Here is a 16,413-nt window from a genome sequence, read left to right as displayed (position 1 = left end):
GTCTCTTTAAAGATTTATACTGCAATTTTTGGATTGTTAACATACCTAATAATAAATATATCAAATATGATTTCTTAATGATTGTTAATTTTTTTAAAATATATGGCTCTTTTCCACGCTTAATTTTGCCTGGTTTACTTATTTAATTTTTATCAGATAGTTTTGCTTCGGGGTATTTTATAAAACAAGAAAACGATTTAACCATTTAACTTTATACCTGAATCATTCAATGCCCATAATTATAAATTTAGATGTAATGCTTGCCCGTCGCAAAATGTCGCTTACCGAATTAAGTGAGCGTGTGGGGATTACGATGTCTAATTTATCTATTTTAAAAACGGGTAAAGCAAAGGCAATCCGTTTAGAAACTCTAGAGGCAATTTGCAAAGTCTTAGATTGTCAGCCTGGCGATATCCTTGAATTTCGGGGAGAGTAACTTACGAAGTCTAAAAGGGCTGAAGCGTGGGAAGGACTTCGTAAGTTTAGCGATGATTTTTTTGCCGAAGCACGACAAACCCATGTTAATAAACATGATAGAACGGAAAGCCCACAGCGCAGCGAGGACTTGAAGAGATAGCAGGACTATCGTCTGCTATTAACACTGAACCCCTTACATTTCAAAAAAAATGACCACTTAAGGCACCTTAGTCCATTTAGGTCAAATTGTTATTAGATTTAGATTTATCGGGTTTTCTGGTAATGATAGTTTAAAGAACACCACTTCATGCGGACACCCCTCTAAAAGAGGGGAATAAAAAAAACCTTCCAGTTAAACTGAAAGGTTTTTATACTTTATGATATGCTTTAAGCTTTAATCTTTCTGCTTTAAGCTTATTATACTTGACCAGCCAAAACTTTAGTCACTAAGTCAGCAGCCTCTTTTAAAGCGATTGCTGAGTAAACTTTAAGTCCTGATTCATCAATTAATTTTTTAGCTTCAACAGCATTTGTGCCTTGCAAGCGACAAATAATTGGAACTGGAATATCGCCAATTTCCTGGTAAGCATCTATTACACCTTGCGCAACACGGTCGCAACGAACAATACCACCGAAAATATTAATTAATATAGCTTTAACATTTTTATCCTTCAAAATAATATTGAAAGCAGCTTTAACCGTTTGAGCATTTGCAGTTCCACCCACGTCTAAAAAGTTAGCAGGCTCGCCACCGGCAAGTTTAATAATATCCATGGTAGCCATTGCTAAACCAGCACCATTAACCATACAACCAACGTTACCATCAAGGTTAACAAAGTTTAAGTTACTTGCACTTGCCTCAACTTCCATTGGGTCTTCTTCCATTGTATCACGCATTGCCGCATAATCAGGATGACGGAACAAGGCATTTTCATCTAAATCAACCTTAGCATCAACAGCAATAATTTTATCATCACTTGTTTTTAATACCGGGTTAATTTCAAACATTGCAGAATCAGTTGCATCGTAAGCCTTATATAAAGCGGTTATAAACTTAACCATTTCTTTATGTGCCACACCGCTTAAGCCCAATTTAAAAGCAATTTTACGAGCCTGGAAACCTTGTAAGCCAACTTTAGGATCAATATCTTCTTTGAAGATTAAGTGTGGTGTATGTTCAGCAACTTCTTCAATATCCATACCGCCTTCGGTACTATACATTATAATATTACGGCCAGCAGCACGATCCAACAATACCGAAACATAAAATTCTTTAGTTTCTGAAGCACCTGGATAATAAACATCCTGAGCAACTAAAATCTTACTCACTAATTTACCTTCTGGTCCGGTTTGAGGGGTAACCAATTGCATACCAATAATATCGGTTGCACGTTGTTTAACTTCCTCTAAGTTTTTTGCCAATTTTACGCCGCCACCTTTACCGCGACCACCTGCATGGATTTGCGCTTTAATTACAACCCAATCAGAATTGTAATCAATTTTCAGTTGCTTAGCAGCCTCAACAGCTTGCTCCGGAGTATCGGCAACAATTCCTTCTTGAACGTTAACACCGAAACTTTTTAATATTTGTTTACCCTGGTATTCGTGAATATTCATTTGCTACAAAATTTGCCCAAAGCTACAATTTCAAACCCTTTAAACAAATAGCAAATGCCGATTTTTTCGAGAAAATGAACGTTTTATGTTAATCGGGAAATACAGCCCCGCTAACGCTGCAATCTTTTTATTTGTAGCGTTGATGATTTTAGAAAGAAAGTTATCAACACTTAAAAACAAATAAAAAGTATTTCCGCTTTTATCGGGTTTATTTTATAAAGATATTAGTTCTTGGCAAACTGGTTCCCTGCATTTGTTTATAAAACTTTTTTTGCTAATTCCGTTACTTCTTTTTTAAATGCTTTATCTAAAATCGGTTTTGCTGCAGTTCCTGATTTTAAATTATAAATGAAATATTCAACCTCGTCTTTCTCATTAAATTCTTTATCTCCGTTATCATCTTTTATCAAATCCATTAAAATTAAATCGTGCTTAACATCAATTTTCCAATTGAGTAAACTGAAATTTTCTGGCGAAAGTTGAATAAATGATTTTCCTTCAAGATTTGAGATAAAAAGTTTTTTAGGGTCTTTTGAAGTTAGTTTTTTATCAGCATCGAAGTCTGAATTAGTAATTTCGTAATAAATAAAGCTATCTGACAATGTAGCAGAATTATTCGGGCCATTTTCAGTATTGCCAATTCTGAAACTATTAATCACCAGTTTATCTTTTGTTAATAATTCACTTTTGCCTGTGTTAACATTGTAAAAAATAAGATTCCAATAGTTTGTTTCGCCTGAACGACTTTTATAACTGTCATATTCGCCATCGTTTAAGTTTAGTGGATATAAAATCACATCATTTTTACCAATAATAATGGATGTGGCATATTTTATTTTTGGTTCTGTATTAATTTCAACTGTTTTTGTTTCATCAATAGAGATAGTTTTACTATCATCATTGCAGGCAGAAATTAATATTATCAGGCATGTAAAAGGTGTATAGATTAGCTTTTTCATTCTCATTAATTTAGTTATGATTTTAATAATATGTCATTGTTTAACTTTTGCTTTCCCGATGTAAATTGAATTGGGAAGAAACTAAATCTTATAAAATTTCTAAAGCAAAAGGTGATTATAAATGATTTTTATTGGCTTTTTTTAATTTCCAGCCATTGGCGTTTTGAAGATACCGACAGCCAATTCTACCCATATTAGAAACAAAGCTAGAAGAATGACGAAAATAATATGGCTTTCAAGTTACCGTGTTTTACATTTCTAATCACAAGTTCTATGGCTAAACCTGTGCTTAATAATAATCCGCCTGCTGCTGCAAAATCTATTAAAGTCCAATTTACTTCATTCGTAAACTGCATCGCAATTAGCGGAATGCTTAAAATTATTACTGTTACAATTAAAATTATGGTAATTCTTAGTTTAGAATTGATAAATGTTTCTTTATTTTTCATGATAATATTTTATTTAATGTGCATTTTCTTTTTAAATGGAATGGCTTCGATTTAACTCAATAATTGAAGGTTTTTGCCTTTCTTCCTGATTATACAAAACAGATTTACCGGCAACTTTACCAAGCTTAAATTTCATTTTATTAAAATACCTCGAAAAGTTAAGTCTGCCTGCGTTAAACAATTTTTTATGCGCAAACCACACAACCAAACTTGTGCAAATGAAAAAACAGGAATATGCATGATAAGCTACAAACTTCGAAATTGAATTTTTCTGGCTGAAAATGATGTATAGTCTTTCTTTTTGAAAAGTAATGTGAGCGGCTTCATCAATTAAAATATCTGTACAAATTTGTTTTAATAAAGTGCATTGAGTTGCATCTTTTAGTGCCTGATAAAAAATTTGTGCAGCACTTTTTACTGTGATAACCGCAATTGTCCAAAGTTCCATGTTGGTATTGTAGTACCTTATTTTTCTGAACATCGTATCGCCCCAATCTTTTTTTATTCGGCGTTCTTTAATTAAATCGAGGTATTTGCCTAAATTATTACCGTGCTTTTGCTCTTCTTTAATAAAAAGTTTTACAGCATAAGGGTATTCGTTATCATTTATTTCAGTTGCATATTTTCCTGCAGCATGAATTAAATGCTCACCTTCAGATGTTTCGCCCAGTTGCCAGGCTTGTAACGATTTTAAAATATTGTTTCGCTCAAGTTTTGTAATATTTGGCTCTAATTCCCAATTAACACGTTTAATTGATGAGTTTTTGGTGAAATAATTTGTCCAAGAGGTTGATGAATGTATTTTCATATTGTTCATTTTAGGTGTGGTTCATTAATCTGTAAATCAAAAATCTTATCAATAACGTTACTCAAAACAAACCATGATAATGATATGATTGCCAGAATCATGGCTACAATTTTATGATGTCTTTTCATCTTACGTACCATTTAATCCAAAATATTCTGCAGTTTTCCAATCTTGCAAGTTCCAAGATAGCCAGCTTACTTTTTCATGCCGCTCTTTAAAATGGCCAATGCGTTGGTAGAGTTGTTGCTGATAAAAAGCTGAGGTTTCCGGACTGGCGTAGGTTCTGTCATTCGTATCAGTATCCTCAGTAAAATGTAGTTTTGCTCTATTTTTATCCAAAACGGGTAAGGTTTTATCCGACAAGGAAAGTAGATATTTTGCATCTAATGATATTTTATCACTTTGTGCCAAATTGTATTTTGCAATTAAAACATCCCAATTTATGGTGCTGAAAGCGAGCAATAAAACAAACCAGATATTGCCGTTAATTTTTAGCAAGTAGAAAAAAGTTTTCTGTTTCGCAACCTTTATATATACTGTTGTTAAGCCAATTATACAAAGTATGGCAAATACCAAAACCCCAATTCTTTTGTGTGTTAGGCCATAAAATTCGATATAGTAGCCATCACGAATAAATACTGAAATAATAAGAATGAAGTTTTGAATCATCCAGGCGAAGGCCAGTATTCTTAATGTTTTACTTTTGCTATAAAAATTCAGGTTTCCACGGAAAAAGTAAATAATTACAGCTAAAGCCATGGCAATACTGAAGATAAGGGCATTGGTGCCGTCATGTAAATCGGCAGAAAAATTACCGGACGGTTTATAACCAAACCATAACATTATAATATCAATCAAGTTTAAGAGTAGTAGTAACATATTTAAAGCAGCGAAAGAAATTAATGCCGTTATAAATTCTGTTTTAAGGGCTAATTTTCGGGTTAATAGATTGAAGCTAAATACCCGAATAAACTCATGCCAAACTGTTTTCTGATTCTGGTTTCTTCTGATTCTTAATAGCTGCTCTTTACAATTTGCCTCGGTATTTTGAATACTTTTATCAAAAAATGCTAATATTAAACCGCTTGTTAAAATCAATCCTAAACAGAAATGCAGGAAACGAATAAAGCTTAAATCTTTAAAAATGAAACCAAATATTTTGTCTACAAAATTGGAAATGTTGTTAAGGAAAGCCTCTGCATAATGCGCAAAAACACTACTTGCCGCAGAGTACAGGCAGGTAAATACAGTTACAATTACGATAGGGATAAAAACGTACTTAATTATTTTAAAAAGCGGCTTTAAATTAAAGTTACCGATAGATACTTCGCTCAAATTCCTGATTGCATTGAACGTAACAGTTATCATTTGCAAAATGGCTGCGGCAAAAGCTGTAAAAATTGTCCTTATCTGTTGGTTGCGGCTAAAACCGATAAACAGTAATAAGCTTATGTAATAGCTTACTAATGTTAAATCAGAATTGTTGATTACTACCAAAATGGCAGCTAAAAGATGGGCTAAACCATAAATTTTAAATTTTAAACTTTTAACAACTTCAGGATTGAGGTAAGCAATTATCAGCAAATAGGTGCTGTAAATAAGTAAGTTGAGCGCTAATCTTTCTTTCCAAAAAAGAAGGTTGAATAGCAAACCGCCCAATAAGGCAGATAGAAGCAGAAGGTTGGATTTATTTTTCATTTTAAGCTATTTGGGCTACAATAAGAAAATAAGTAAATGCGATTGGAAGGTTAAGCAATACATATAAAATGGTTAACCAGGTTTTTTTTCGATTTCCGCTGTAAGCTACAGTTGCAAAAAGCAATGCAGATAAAACTGCGATATTTATAAAAAAAGCGATTTCCAAATACACTAGCCCAAAGCCGATAAGAACACCAGCTTTGGTGGCGAGGTAAATCAATAGAAGCAATGTTCCAATAGAAAAGGAAAAAATTGCTGATTTCTTTCCGATGTTGATAATTAAAAGTTCAGTTGTCATGGTAATCGTTATTTTTAAAAGTGCTTTGTGTTTCAAAGTAAATTGTTAAAAAAAATATATTAAAGTTTATTTATCATTTTTTCAAGCGCATTTAAATGTGCTTGAAAAGCTTGTTTGCCTAATGCGGTAATAGAATAGGTGGTGCTGGTTTTTCTGCCTATAAAACCTTTGTGCACTTTTATAAATTCGGCTTGTTCTAAAGTATTCAGGTGCGAGGCCAGGTTACCATCCGTTAATTCTAACATCTGTTTCAAATCGTTAAAGCTAATTTCATCATTTACAACAAGCATAGACATTACACCTAACCTAATTCGGCTATCGAATATTTTATTTAAATCTGCTATTGGGTTTTTCATATTATTTGCCTTTCTCGTATTTAAAATACATTAAAAGCCCGTAAATAATATGCAGTACGCCAAAGCCGAAAGCCCAAAATATCAATCCGTAACCAATATAAAATAGAGAAATAAGCCCTAAAATAACCTCACAATATCCTAAATAACGGATGTCGCTATAAGTGTATTTACTTGCATTAATTAAAGCTAAACCATAAAATATTAAACAAGTTGGTGCAATAATACTGTAGGTGTTGGGGTGGTTAAATAACAATGCAATAATAAATAAGCCACCTGTAGCGAGTGGAACAAAAAGATTTAATAAAAGCGATTTAGAAGTTTTATCCCAAATTGGAAGATTATTACGTTGGCTTTTCCTGTAAGTAAAAAGAATTCCGCCAGCTATTGCTACAACTAAAGTTATTAAAGCTAATTTAATGAGATTGTATTCTAAATTAATTTCGCCTTCAATGCCATAAGTATAGCCTCTGCCGTTAATAAATTTATCTATCTCATCGTAGGCAAAATATGCACCAATTAGCGCAATAATTCCTGCAAAAACGCCCGATAAGCCACTCAGAGAGATGAATCTTGATGACCTGTCCATCATTTGCCTGATGTCTTTTAATGCATTTAGTTGTTCTTCAGAATTGCTCATTTTGAAAGTGCTTTGTTTTTCAAAGTTAAATAAGAAAATGATAACTGCAAATTTTATTTTGTTTTTTTTATCATCGATTGATTATAGCCCAAAGCTACATGCTCAAATAATAAGGGCACAGACAATTACCCATCAGTATTAATCGTAAACAATTTCATTACACGATGGTTAACCTTTTTTATTAAATTTGAACCATGCTAAAAGCCACAGGTGTAAGAAAATCGTACGGAAATCTACAAATATTAAAAGGTGTAAATTTTGAAGTGCAAAAGGGAGAAATAGTAAGCATTATCGGTCCATCTGGTGCAGGAAAAAGTACATTGCTTCATATTTTAGGTACACTTGATAAACCTGATGATGGATCTGTAGAACTTAAAGGAACAATTATAAGTAAGCTAAGTGGTGAATTATTGAGTTCTTTTAGAAACCAAAATATTGGTTTTGTATTTCAATTTCACCATTTACTGCCAGAATTTAGTGCGATAGAAAATATTTGTATTCCTGCTTTTATCGCTAAAACAAGTAAAAAGCAGGCAGAAGCAAGAGCTTTAGAATTATTAGATTTATTTGGACTAAAAGATAGGGCAAATCATAAACCTAATCAGCTATCTGGTGGAGAGCAGCAAAGAATAGCTATTGCCAGAGCATTAATCAATAATCCATCCATTATTCTGGCAGATGAACCTTCAGGAAATTTAGATTCTGAAAATGCAGCGGCATTGCATCAGCTTTTTGTTAGCCTTCGGGATAACTTTCAGCAAACATTCATTATCGTAACACATAATGAGCATTTAGCAAAAACGAGCGACCGAATCGTGACAATGAAAGACGGATTAATTGTATAGGAGCAGGATTAAGAAGATTAAGGGACTTTCAAGATTATGATATTGAATATGAAATTAAAAAGATTTCAATATTTTGTATAATTCTACTTAATTCGTTAACTCATTTATTCAAAATTCAATCAATTTAAAAATTTGAAAATACTTATTACAGGCGGTAACAACGCTAAAACGATGAAGCTTTTAAAAGCATTTCCAAGCCATTTTGTATTGTTGGCAGATTATGGAGATGTACCAGGAATAATTACAGAAAACTATGCTTTTTCTTCTTTAGGGAAGTTAAATAAAGATAGTATAGCACATATTTTATTAAACTTTTGCATTACGGAATCAATAGATACAATTATTCCTTTACACCATTTTGAAATAGAGCCAATTGCAAAGTCGGCCGTTTTGTTTAGCGAATATGGTATTGAAGTGTTGCTTCCGCATTTTGAGCAGTTAAATAATTACCTGTTTTCAGAGCAAGGTTTAAACACCGAATTGAATGTTTTTGTAAAAGGAGAATGTGTTTTTTCGACGAAAACTAATTCTACGGGAAATAACTCATCAGTGTTAAATGGCGTTTTCGTTTTAGATAATTCAAACAATTTTAAACTTTTTACGATATAGTATGAGCGCTTATCAATTGGCAAAAGATAAACAGATATTTATTTTCGAACTAGATGATGTTTTGTTTCCTGCTAAAGATTATTTATTGCAGGTTTACTATTTATTTTCTCAATTTATTGAGTACAGCGAGCAAAAAAATGCTCAATCTATTTTGGATTTCATGCGTTTGGAGTATGGAAATACTGGAACAGATGCGCTTTTTCAAAAAACAGCCAAAAAATTTGAACTTAAAGAAAGCTATCAATATAATTTCGATTTATTGCACCAGAATGCCCGCTTGCCACTAAAGTTATTGCTTTACAAAAATATGTTAGATTTTTTGCAGGAATTAGTGATGGAAAGAAAGAAAATATTTATCGTTACAGCAGGTAATCCGGAGCAACAATTAAATAAAATAAAGCAGACAGAATGGAATGGTTTAGAAAAGTACCTGACAGTTTTCTTTACAGATGAACTCAAACAACCCAAATCAGAAATTTTTCAGAACATCTTAAATCACAACAATTTATCTGCTGAAGATGCGTTAGTTTTTGGTGCAAATAAATTTGATGAGCAACAATCTAAATTAATTAATTTGACGTATATTGTGTCACTAGAAACTTACAAAAAATATGACTAAAAATTTTGTTGCACAAAAATTATTTCTGTGCGTTTTAATTGCTGCGATAGGGTTATCAACATCATGTAAAAAATCATCTGTCGCGCCGGATGGTGGAACTACAACAACTCCAGGTACGCCAGGCACCAGAACTGAATTAACAAAAGACTCAATTTATTTATATGCCCAGCAAACTTATTTTTGGAATATAGGAATGCCAAGTTATTCAACCTTTAATCCAAGGCAGTATAGTTCTAACGAGGCTGTTCTTGCAGCAATAAAGGCTTTACCCAGTACTGGAGGGAAAGATAAATATTCATTTATAGATGATGGCGCAGTAGCTACCCAATTGGGCGGTGTAAGTGGAGATTTCGGTTTTTCGATTTTCTTTAATTCTACCAATGATTTGAGAATAAAATATGTTTATGATGCTTCTCCTGCTTCTGCACAAGGACTAAAAAGAGGATATCAAATTACTAAAGTTAACGGAAGCACAAATATAAATACATCTGATGCAAGTATTAACGCAATTGTAGATGCTATATTTGGAACAGCAGCAACTGTTTCTTTAACAGTTGTTATGCCTAACGGAATATCGAAAGATGTTGTTGTAACACGCGGCTCTTACAATATTAACCCTATTCTATATACAAACACTTACACAGTTGGCACAAAAAAAGTAGGTTATATCGTATTTAATAGTTTCACAACTAACTCAACAACACTTTTAGACGCAGCTTTTACCAAGTTTGCTGCTGATGGAGTAAATGAATTAGTTGTAGATTTACGCTATAATGGTGGCGGATCCGTTGCCACTTCAGAAGCTTTTACCAATTTAGTGGCTCCTGTAGCCCAAAATGGTAAGGTAATGTATACCACTTATTGGACGCAGACCATGCAAGATGAGAAGGCGACAATTCTTCAAAATCAAAAGTTCTATGCTAAAGGAAACGATGGCGTAACTCGTTTGTACTCTTATTTTGATTATTCTTACAAGCCAACTGCTGCTGCAGGAAATCAAGAGGTTTTTGCAAAACGAGGTACGCTTAACAACCTTTCTAGAGTGTATTTTTTGGTAACTTCTGGAACTGCATCTGCTAGCGAATTATTAATTAATAATTTAAAACCAGTAATGGATGTGAAATTAATTGGTAAAAAAACTTTTGGTAAACCAGTAGGGTTCTTTTCAATTCACATTGATAAAAGTGATTTGTATATTCCCCAGTTTCAAACTAAAAATCAATTAAATCAAGGCGAGTATTTTGATGGAATTACGGTTGATAAAGATATAACAGATGATGTTACGAAAGAATTTGGAGATCCTACAGAAAGGCTTTTAGCCCAGGCATTAAATTATTCGGCAACTGGTGCTTTTACATCTTATTTAAAAGATAATACGTTAAGTAGCACATCGCCATTATCTAAAACGCAGGTCGAAGATTTAACGGGTAAAATGGACCATGAATTTAAAGGAATGATTGAAACTAGAAAGTTAAAATTAAACAAATAAACCAAACAATACATTTATAAGCCGGTATTTAACTCATACCGGCTTTTTTATTTTAGTTTTGTGTAAAATGACTTTATAAAGGTTGCTTTTTTTCTAAAATTTTAATAAGCTTGTTTAACATTAATCGTTAAAGAGATATTATGCCAGTAGAAATTGTAGAAAAAGAACATATAAGCTATTTAAATATCATAAATGCAAAAGAAGACCATACTTTAGAATTAAAAACGAAACTTGATGAAGCTCAAAGACTTGGGAACGAGTTTAAATCTAAAGCTATAATTACTTTTAACACTACAATTGGGCCGAAACGTGTTGATACAACAGTTTGGGCTGTTACCGAGAAATACATTCAACTCAAAAATAATATCCATATTCCACTTAAAAGTTTAATAGATATCGATTTTTAGGTTGCTTTTAAGGAAATAAATCATCCCGAATTTATTAACCTTAGCCTGAAAATTAATGAGTACGCTTCACAAAATTGCTTTAACTTTTATAAAATCTATTGGTCCAGTAAGTGCTAAAAATCTACTGGCTTATTGTGGAAGTGCGGAATCGGTTTTCTCAGCCAGCAAAAATCAGCTTCTGCAAATTCCAGGTATTGGCGAAAAAACTGTTGAAGCTATTTTAAATACTGATGCTATAAAAAGGGCTTCAGAAGAACTGAAATTTATAGAAAAGCATGGTATTGAAATACTTTTCTTTTCAGATGATAATTATCCAAAACGTTTAAAAAATTGTTTTGATTCTCCGATTTTGCTTTATTTCAAAGGCAATGCCAACTTAAATCATCCACGGATTATCAGTATTGTTGGAACCCGAAATGCAACTGAATATGGTAAAAATTTATGTAAGCAACTTTGCGAAGTTTTAGCTCCTTATAATGTGTTAATTGTGAGTGGTTTAGCGTATGGAATTGATGTTACAGCTCATAAAGAATGTATTGTAAATAATATCCCAACGGTTGGTGTTTTAGGCCATGGCTTAGATAGACTTTATCCACAGATACATAAAACAGTATCGCAAAAAATGGTTTTAAATGGTGGTTTGCTTTCTGAATTTCCAACTTTAACCAATCCAGATAGACAAAATTTTCCGCAACGTAATCGAATTATTGCAGGCATTGCAGATGCAACTATTGTTGTTGAGGCATCATTAAAAGGTGGAGCTTTAATCACTGCAGAAATTGCCAATTCTTATAATAAAGATGTTTATGCTTTTCCCGGAAGAACAAATGATATTTTCTCTGAAGGTTGTAACTTCCTGATAAAAACGAATAGGGCAGGGCTTATTAACAATGCTAAAGATTTAATTTATTATTTGGGTTGGGATGATGAAGTAAAAGAAAAGAAAAAACAAGCGCAAACTACATTGCAACTCAATCTAACTGTAAATGAGCAAAAGGTTGTCAATACTTTACAAAACGGTCAACTTTCTATTGATGAACTTTGTATTTCATTGAATATTCAACAAAGCAAACTAGCCATAGTAATTCTTACTTTAGAGATGCAGGGGATTATTGTTTCGTTACCGGGTAAAGTATATAAACTTGCATAAAAGGAATATCTGAGCGCAGATTCTCTTAAATGATTATCTTATTAATTTTTATTATTTCTGGAAATTATAATTGATTTTTAATTTGCGAATCTGCGGCTAAGAAAGAAAAATCTAAAACCCATATTGCGTTTCACCCAATAATCAATCTATAATCCCTATCATTATAATAGATTAAGCAATAAAATTCTATAAAACTTTCATTTTCAAAATTATGTTTCAAATAAAATATAGTTTGTGAAATACTTAATGCCTTTGCTTAATTTTGTTGCATGTGGTATAATAATATTTTAGAAACCATTGGCAATACGCCATTGGTAAAATTAAACACGATAACAAAGGGAGTTCCTGGAACAATATTGGCAAAAATAGAAACGACTAATCCAGGCAACTCAATTAAAGACCGTATGGCGGTTAAAATGATTGATGACGCAGAGAGAAGTGGTAAATTAAAACCAGGAGGAACCATAATCGAAGGAACATCAGGAAATACAGGAATGGGATTGGCTATGGCCGCTATTGTTAAAGGTTATAAATGTATTTTCACCACAACGGATAAACAATCGAAAGAAAAGGTTGATGCTTTACGTGCTTTTGGTGCTGAAGTAATTGTTTGTCCAACAAATGTTGAGCCTGAAGACCCACGTTCTTATTATTCGGTTTCATCTCGTTTAGAGCGTGAGGTTCCTAATTCTTGGAAACCAAATCAATATGATAATTTAGCCAATTCGCAGGCTCATTACGAGCAAACTGGTCCTGAAATTTGGGAACAAACAGAAGGTAAAATAACACATTTAGTTGTTGGTGTTGGAACGGGCGGAACGATTTCTGGAACTGGAAAATATTTAAAAGAAAAGAATCCAAATATTCAAATTTGGGGAATAGATACTTACGGTTCGGTTTTTAAAAAATACAAAGAGACTGGTATTTTTGATAAGGATGAAATTTATCCTTACATCACCGAGGGAATTGGAGAGGACTTCTTACCAGCAAACGTAAATTTTGATGTAATTGATTTATTCGAAAAAGTAACCGATAAAGATGCAGCCTTAATGACTCGCGACATTGCCCGTAAAGAGGGCATTTTTGTGGGGAATTCTGCTGGTGCGGCAATTGGTGGTCTAATTCAACTGAAAGATAAGCTAAAACCGGAAGATGTTGTTGTGGTTATCTTCCACGATCATGGAAGCAGGTACATGGGTAAAATGTATAATGAAGATTGGTTACGCGAACGTGGATTTTTGCAAGATGAAAAACTAACTGCTAAATTAATTTTGGCTAAAAAAGAAGCAGCTGAAATTGTAACTCTTGATGCAACTAAGTCTGTTTTAGAGGCTATAAATACAATAAAATCGATGAATATTTCTCAAATTCCGGTAACCCAACAAGGTATGATTGTTGGTAAAATTGCAGAGAGTGATATCCTTACCGCCTTACTTGAAAATCCAGGTTTGAAATCTGCACCAATTTCGGAAATTATGACGGCAACTTTTCCTTTCGTTGATTTGAATACTTCGATTGATAAAATTTCATCATTGATTAATAAAGAAAATTCTGCAGTGCTAGTAGAAGATGAATCAGGAAAAATCGAAATCATCACGCAGTACGATATTATAAACGCGATTTCGGGCTAAGTACGGAAAATTGGAAATGTGTAATAGGATTTAATTTTTGGTTATTTGTTTTTCTAAAACGGTTGTCATTGTGAGTTAAGAAGCAATCTTAATGCTTTGTTTTCAAACAGTTACAGATATAAGAAATTACTTCCTGCCTCGCAATGAAGTGAAACTATAAAAAACGCCCGAGTAAATTCTTACCCGGGCGTTTCTATGTCATGCTATTTTTGCTTTAGTCTTTGGTCTTTCAGCTTTAGACTTAAACTAGTGGCTTGGTGCATCAGCATTTACACGCTTAATTTGCGCACCTAAAGCACGCAAACGTGTGTCAATGTCCTGGTAACCACGCTCAATCTGTTCGATGTTGTAAATAGTCGATTTACCCTCTGCAGAAAGCGCCGCAATTAACAAAGAAACTCCGGCTCTAATATCAGGAGAAGTCATGCTGATACCGCGAAGTTTATATTTTTTATCGATACCATTAACCGTAGCACGGTGCGGGTCGCAAAGAATAATTTGAGCACCCATGTCGATTAATTTATCAACGAAGAACAAACGACTCTCGAACATTTTTTGGTGGATTAAAACGTTTCCTTTAGCTTGGGTGGCTACTACCAAAACAATACTTAATAAATCTGGTGTAAAACCAGGCCAAGGTGAATCGGCAATTGTTAAAATCGAACCATCAATAAAAGTATCAATTTCGTAATGCTTTTGCGATGGAACATAAATATCATCGCCTCTGCGTTCTAATTTAATGCCGAGTTTTTTAAAAACTTCAGGAATTACACCAAGCTCATCATAACAAACGTTTTTAATCGTAATTTCAGATTCAGTCATAGCTGCCATCCCAATGAAAGATCCAATCTCAATCATATCGGGCAACATTCTGTGTTCTGTTCCACTTAAAACTTTAACACCCTCAATGGTTAATAAGTTAGAGCCAATACCAGAAATTTTTGCACCCATGCGATTAAGCATTTTGCAGAGTTGCTGTAAATAAGGCTCACAGGCAGCGTTATAAATTGTGGTTGTTCCTTTTGCCAAAACAGCTGCCATAACAATGTTAGCCGTTCCAGTTACTGATGCCTCATCTAATAGAATATAAGCACCTTTTAAGTTTGTCGCATCAACGTTAAAGAAAGCTTTTTTGCTATCATAAACAAATTTTGCACCTAACTTTTCGAAACCAATAAAGTGCGTATCCAATCTTCTGCGGCCAATTTTATCGCCACCTGGCTTTGGAATAGCAGCTCTTCCAAAACGAGCTAAAAGTGGGCCAACAATCATAATCGAACCACGTAAACCACCACCTTTGGCTTTAAAAATTTCCGATTCAAAGAAGTTTAAATCTATGTTTTTAGCCTCAAAAGTGTAAGTGTCCTTGTCGAGGCGCTCAATAGTAACACCCAAATCGCCCAGCAACTCAATCAGTTTATTTACATCCTTAATATCAGGAATATTGCTTATAGTTACTTTTTTTTCGGTCAGCAATACAGCCGATAGAATTTGTAATGCCTCGTTTTTGGCACCTTGAGGAGTAATTTCGCCCTTTAATTTAATTCCGCCTGTTATTTCAAATGCGTTCATATATTTTTAGTATTTAGTAATTAGTATCAAGTATCAAGATTGAGTGGATATTTAAAATGTGCCTTTCACCTTTTGCCTTTTACCTTTCCTTTAATATTTAGGTTTGTTGTTATTATTCGGTCTGCGATTATTGTTGTTATTATTATTCTGACGGTTTTTGCCGTTATTATTGTTGTTATTTGTTCTTCCTCGGTTGTTGTTATTCTGCCGAGGATTTTGCGCTCTAAACTCCACCTTCGCCAGATTAACACCCTCATCAAGTGAAAGCAATCCGCCAGAAAGATATTTTAAATCTTTAATTATGGTATCATCACTAACGTTATCCTTGTTCCAGGTAACATATGCCATTTTCATAAAATTTGCAATACCTTGAACCATTAATTTTTTCTGCTCGGGGTTTTGCTCTCCCATTGCTTTTTCAATCAAATTCTCAACCGTTTTGCCATAATGTTTGTAGGTAATTCTTTGTTGTGGATAAGGCAAAGGCTGTGGCTTTTTAAAAGCATTTTCGGGCAAAGGCTTAGGGTAAGGACTTTCTACATCAATCTGATAGCCAGAAATAATGTGTAAATGATCCCAAAGTTTGTGCTTAAAATCAGCAACATCACGTAAGTGTGGTTGTAAAAATCCCATCAGGTCAATAACTGCCTGAGCATATTTATTACGTTCTTCAATGGTTGGTAATTCGCAAATATACTTCACCATATTCTGAACGTTTCGGCCATATTCCGATAAAATCAAATGGCTACGCGTAGTATTATAATCAAAATTCATGTACAGATAATTTAATGAATAAATTTTCCGGCGATACGAATTATGAAATAACCAGAGGAGATGAGGTTATGAATTCAC

At 33.5% G+C, this 16,413-nt stretch carries 18 protein-coding genes; 8 read left to right on the top strand and 10 right to left on the bottom strand.

Features of this window, described 5'->3' with window-relative positions; translation table 11 throughout:
- Nucleotides 1-229 precede the first annotated feature (229 nt).
- A complete protein-coding gene (locus IEV50_RS04070) occupies nt 230-436 on the top strand; it encodes a helix-turn-helix domain-containing protein (protein WP_188411972.1) in 207 nt (68 codons plus the stop codon).
- A 398-nt stretch (nt 437-834) separates the two neighbouring features.
- Here IEV50_RS04070 and sucC read toward each other — a convergent pair whose 3' ends face one another.
- The 8 genes from sucC to IEV50_RS04030 all read right to left on the bottom strand — a co-directional run bounded on the left by sucC (nt 835) and on the right by IEV50_RS04030 (nt 7,239).
- Complete coding sequence (gene sucC, locus IEV50_RS04065) at nt 835-2,034, bottom strand: ADP-forming succinate--CoA ligase subunit beta (protein WP_188411971.1); 1,200 nt, start codon at nt 2,032-2,034, stop codon at nt 835-837.
- A 257-nt stretch (nt 2,035-2,291) separates the two neighbouring features.
- The gene (locus tag IEV50_RS04060; RefSeq protein ID WP_188411970.1) at nt 2,292-2,993 is read right to left on the bottom strand and encodes a hypothetical protein; all 702 of its coding nucleotides are present in this window, start codon (nt 2,991-2,993) and stop codon (nt 2,292-2,294) included.
- A 206-nt stretch (nt 2,994-3,199) separates the two neighbouring features.
- Nucleotides 3,200-3,442, bottom strand: coding sequence for a hypothetical protein (locus IEV50_RS04055; protein WP_229746620.1), 243 nt, complete (start codon nt 3,440-3,442; stop codon nt 3,200-3,202).
- A gap of 31 nt (nt 3,443-3,473) precedes the next feature.
- Nucleotides 3,474-4,250: a ferritin-like domain-containing protein gene (locus IEV50_RS04050; protein ID WP_188411969.1), complete on the bottom strand. Its 777-nt coding sequence runs from the start codon at nt 4,248-4,250 to the stop codon at nt 3,474-3,476.
- Nucleotides 4,251-4,379: 129 nt separating this feature from the next.
- Nucleotides 4,380-5,948 (bottom strand): DUF4153 domain-containing protein, encoded by a 1,569-nt coding sequence (locus tag IEV50_RS04045; RefSeq protein ID WP_188411968.1) that lies wholly within the window; start codon nt 5,946-5,948, stop codon nt 4,380-4,382.
- A gap of 1 nt (nt 5,949) precedes the next feature.
- Complete coding sequence (locus IEV50_RS04040; RefSeq protein ID WP_188411967.1) at nt 5,950-6,282, bottom strand: hypothetical protein; 333 nt, start codon at nt 6,280-6,282, stop codon at nt 5,950-5,952.
- A 23-nt stretch (nt 6,283-6,305) separates the two neighbouring features.
- Complete coding sequence (locus tag IEV50_RS04035; protein ID WP_188411966.1) at nt 6,306-6,602, bottom strand: winged helix-turn-helix domain-containing protein; 297 nt, start codon at nt 6,600-6,602, stop codon at nt 6,306-6,308.
- Between the two features lies 1 nt (nt 6,603).
- Nucleotides 6,604-7,239 carry a hypothetical protein gene (locus tag IEV50_RS04030; RefSeq protein ID WP_188411965.1) on the bottom strand — a complete coding sequence of 212 codons (636 nt, stop codon included), beginning with the start codon at nt 7,237-7,239 and terminating at the stop codon, nt 6,604-6,606.
- Between the two features lie 194 nt (nt 7,240-7,433).
- Here IEV50_RS04030 and IEV50_RS04025 point away from each other — a divergent pair, with 194 nt between their 5' ends.
- The 7 genes from IEV50_RS04025 (at nt 7,434) to IEV50_RS03995 (ending at nt 13,989) form a co-directional block, all read left to right on the top strand.
- Nucleotides 7,434-8,084 (top strand): ABC transporter ATP-binding protein, encoded by a 651-nt coding sequence (locus IEV50_RS04025; RefSeq protein WP_188411964.1) that lies wholly within the window; start codon nt 7,434-7,436, stop codon nt 8,082-8,084.
- Nucleotides 8,085-8,216: 132 nt separating this feature from the next.
- Nucleotides 8,217-8,693 carry an ATP-grasp domain-containing protein gene (locus IEV50_RS04020; RefSeq protein WP_188411963.1) on the top strand — a complete coding sequence of 159 codons (477 nt, stop codon included), beginning with the start codon at nt 8,217-8,219 and terminating at the stop codon, nt 8,691-8,693.
- A 1-nt stretch (nt 8,694) separates the two neighbouring features.
- Nucleotides 8,695-9,312, top strand: a complete 618-nt coding sequence (locus tag IEV50_RS04015) for an HAD family hydrolase (protein ID WP_188411962.1) — start codon at nt 8,695-8,697, stop codon at nt 9,310-9,312.
- On the top strand, nt 9,305-10,801 hold the full coding sequence (locus tag IEV50_RS04010; protein WP_188411961.1) for a S41 family peptidase: 1,497 nt from the start codon (nt 9,305-9,307) through the stop codon (nt 10,799-10,801). The genes IEV50_RS04015 and IEV50_RS04010 overlap by 8 nt, the downstream gene beginning before the upstream one ends.
- A gap of 140 nt (nt 10,802-10,941) precedes the next feature.
- Nucleotides 10,942-11,208: a hypothetical protein gene (locus IEV50_RS04005; RefSeq protein WP_188411960.1), complete on the top strand. Its 267-nt coding sequence runs from the start codon at nt 10,942-10,944 to the stop codon at nt 11,206-11,208.
- Nucleotides 11,209-11,263: 55 nt separating this feature from the next.
- A complete protein-coding gene (dprA, locus tag IEV50_RS04000) occupies nt 11,264-12,358 on the top strand; it encodes a DNA-processing protein DprA (protein WP_188411959.1) in 1,095 nt (364 codons plus the stop codon).
- Nucleotides 12,359-12,627: 269 nt separating this feature from the next.
- Nucleotides 12,628-13,989 carry a pyridoxal-phosphate dependent enzyme gene (locus tag IEV50_RS03995; protein WP_188411958.1) on the top strand — a complete coding sequence of 454 codons (1,362 nt, stop codon included), beginning with the start codon at nt 12,628-12,630 and terminating at the stop codon, nt 13,987-13,989.
- A gap of 246 nt (nt 13,990-14,235) precedes the next feature.
- Here IEV50_RS03995 and murA read toward each other — a convergent pair whose 3' ends face one another.
- Nucleotides 14,236-15,561 (bottom strand): UDP-N-acetylglucosamine 1-carboxyvinyltransferase, encoded by a 1,326-nt coding sequence (gene murA, locus IEV50_RS03990; protein WP_188411957.1) that lies wholly within the window; start codon nt 15,559-15,561, stop codon nt 14,236-14,238.
- 90 nt (nt 15,562-15,651) lie between these two features.
- A complete protein-coding gene (locus IEV50_RS03985) occupies nt 15,652-16,335 on the bottom strand; it encodes a DUF4290 domain-containing protein (RefSeq protein WP_188411956.1) in 684 nt (227 codons plus the stop codon).
- Nucleotides 16,336-16,413 lie beyond the last annotated feature (78 nt).

The sequence above is a fragment of the Pedobacter mendelii genome (assembly GCF_014635725.1).
GTDB lineage: Bacteria > Bacteroidota > Bacteroidia > Sphingobacteriales > Sphingobacteriaceae > Pedobacter > Pedobacter mendelii.
The sequence above is the reverse complement of the archived record's forward strand: the minus strand, read 5'-3'. Positions and strand labels throughout refer to the sequence as shown.

Bases quoted from the DNA above. Each gene is read 5' to 3' on its own strand.
- IEV50_RS04070 (WP_188411972.1), top strand. From the start codon at position 230: ATGCCCATAATTATAAATTTAGATGTAATGCTTGCCCGTCGCAAAATG.
- sucC (WP_188411971.1), bottom strand. From the start codon at position 2,034: ATGAATATTCACGAATACCAGGGTAAACAAATATTAAAAAGTTTCGGT.
- IEV50_RS04060 (WP_188411970.1), bottom strand. From the start codon at position 2,993: ATGAAAAAGCTAATCTATACACCTTTTACATGCCTGATAATATTAATT.
- IEV50_RS04055 (WP_229746620.1), bottom strand. From the start codon at position 3,442: ATGAAAAATAAAGAAACATTTATCAATTCTAAACTAAGAATTACCATA.
- IEV50_RS04050 (WP_188411969.1), bottom strand. From the start codon at position 4,250: ATGAAAATACATTCATCAACCTCTTGGACAAATTATTTCACCAAAAAC.
- IEV50_RS04045 (WP_188411968.1), bottom strand. From the start codon at position 5,948: ATGAAAAATAAATCCAACCTTCTGCTTCTATCTGCCTTATTGGGCGGT.
- IEV50_RS04035 (WP_188411966.1), bottom strand. From the start codon at position 6,602: ATGAAAAACCCAATAGCAGATTTAAATAAAATATTCGATAGCCGAATT.
- IEV50_RS04030 (WP_188411965.1), bottom strand. From the start codon at position 7,239: ATGAGCAATTCTGAAGAACAACTAAATGCATTAAAAGACATCAGGCAA.
- IEV50_RS04025 (WP_188411964.1), top strand. From the start codon at position 7,434: ATGCTAAAAGCCACAGGTGTAAGAAAATCGTACGGAAATCTACAAATA.
- IEV50_RS04015 (WP_188411962.1), top strand. From the start codon at position 8,695: ATGAGCGCTTATCAATTGGCAAAAGATAAACAGATATTTATTTTCGAA.
- IEV50_RS04010 (WP_188411961.1), top strand. From the start codon at position 9,305: ATGACTAAAAATTTTGTTGCACAAAAATTATTTCTGTGCGTTTTAATT.
- IEV50_RS04005 (WP_188411960.1), top strand. From the start codon at position 10,942: ATGCCAGTAGAAATTGTAGAAAAAGAACATATAAGCTATTTAAATATC.
- dprA (WP_188411959.1), top strand. From the start codon at position 11,264: ATGAGTACGCTTCACAAAATTGCTTTAACTTTTATAAAATCTATTGGT.
- IEV50_RS03995 (WP_188411958.1), top strand. From the start codon at position 12,628: ATGTGGTATAATAATATTTTAGAAACCATTGGCAATACGCCATTGGTA.
- murA (WP_188411957.1), bottom strand. From the start codon at position 15,561: ATGAACGCATTTGAAATAACAGGCGGAATTAAATTAAAGGGCGAAATT.
- IEV50_RS03985 (WP_188411956.1), bottom strand. From the start codon at position 16,335: ATGAATTTTGATTATAATACTACGCGTAGCCATTTGATTTTATCGGAA.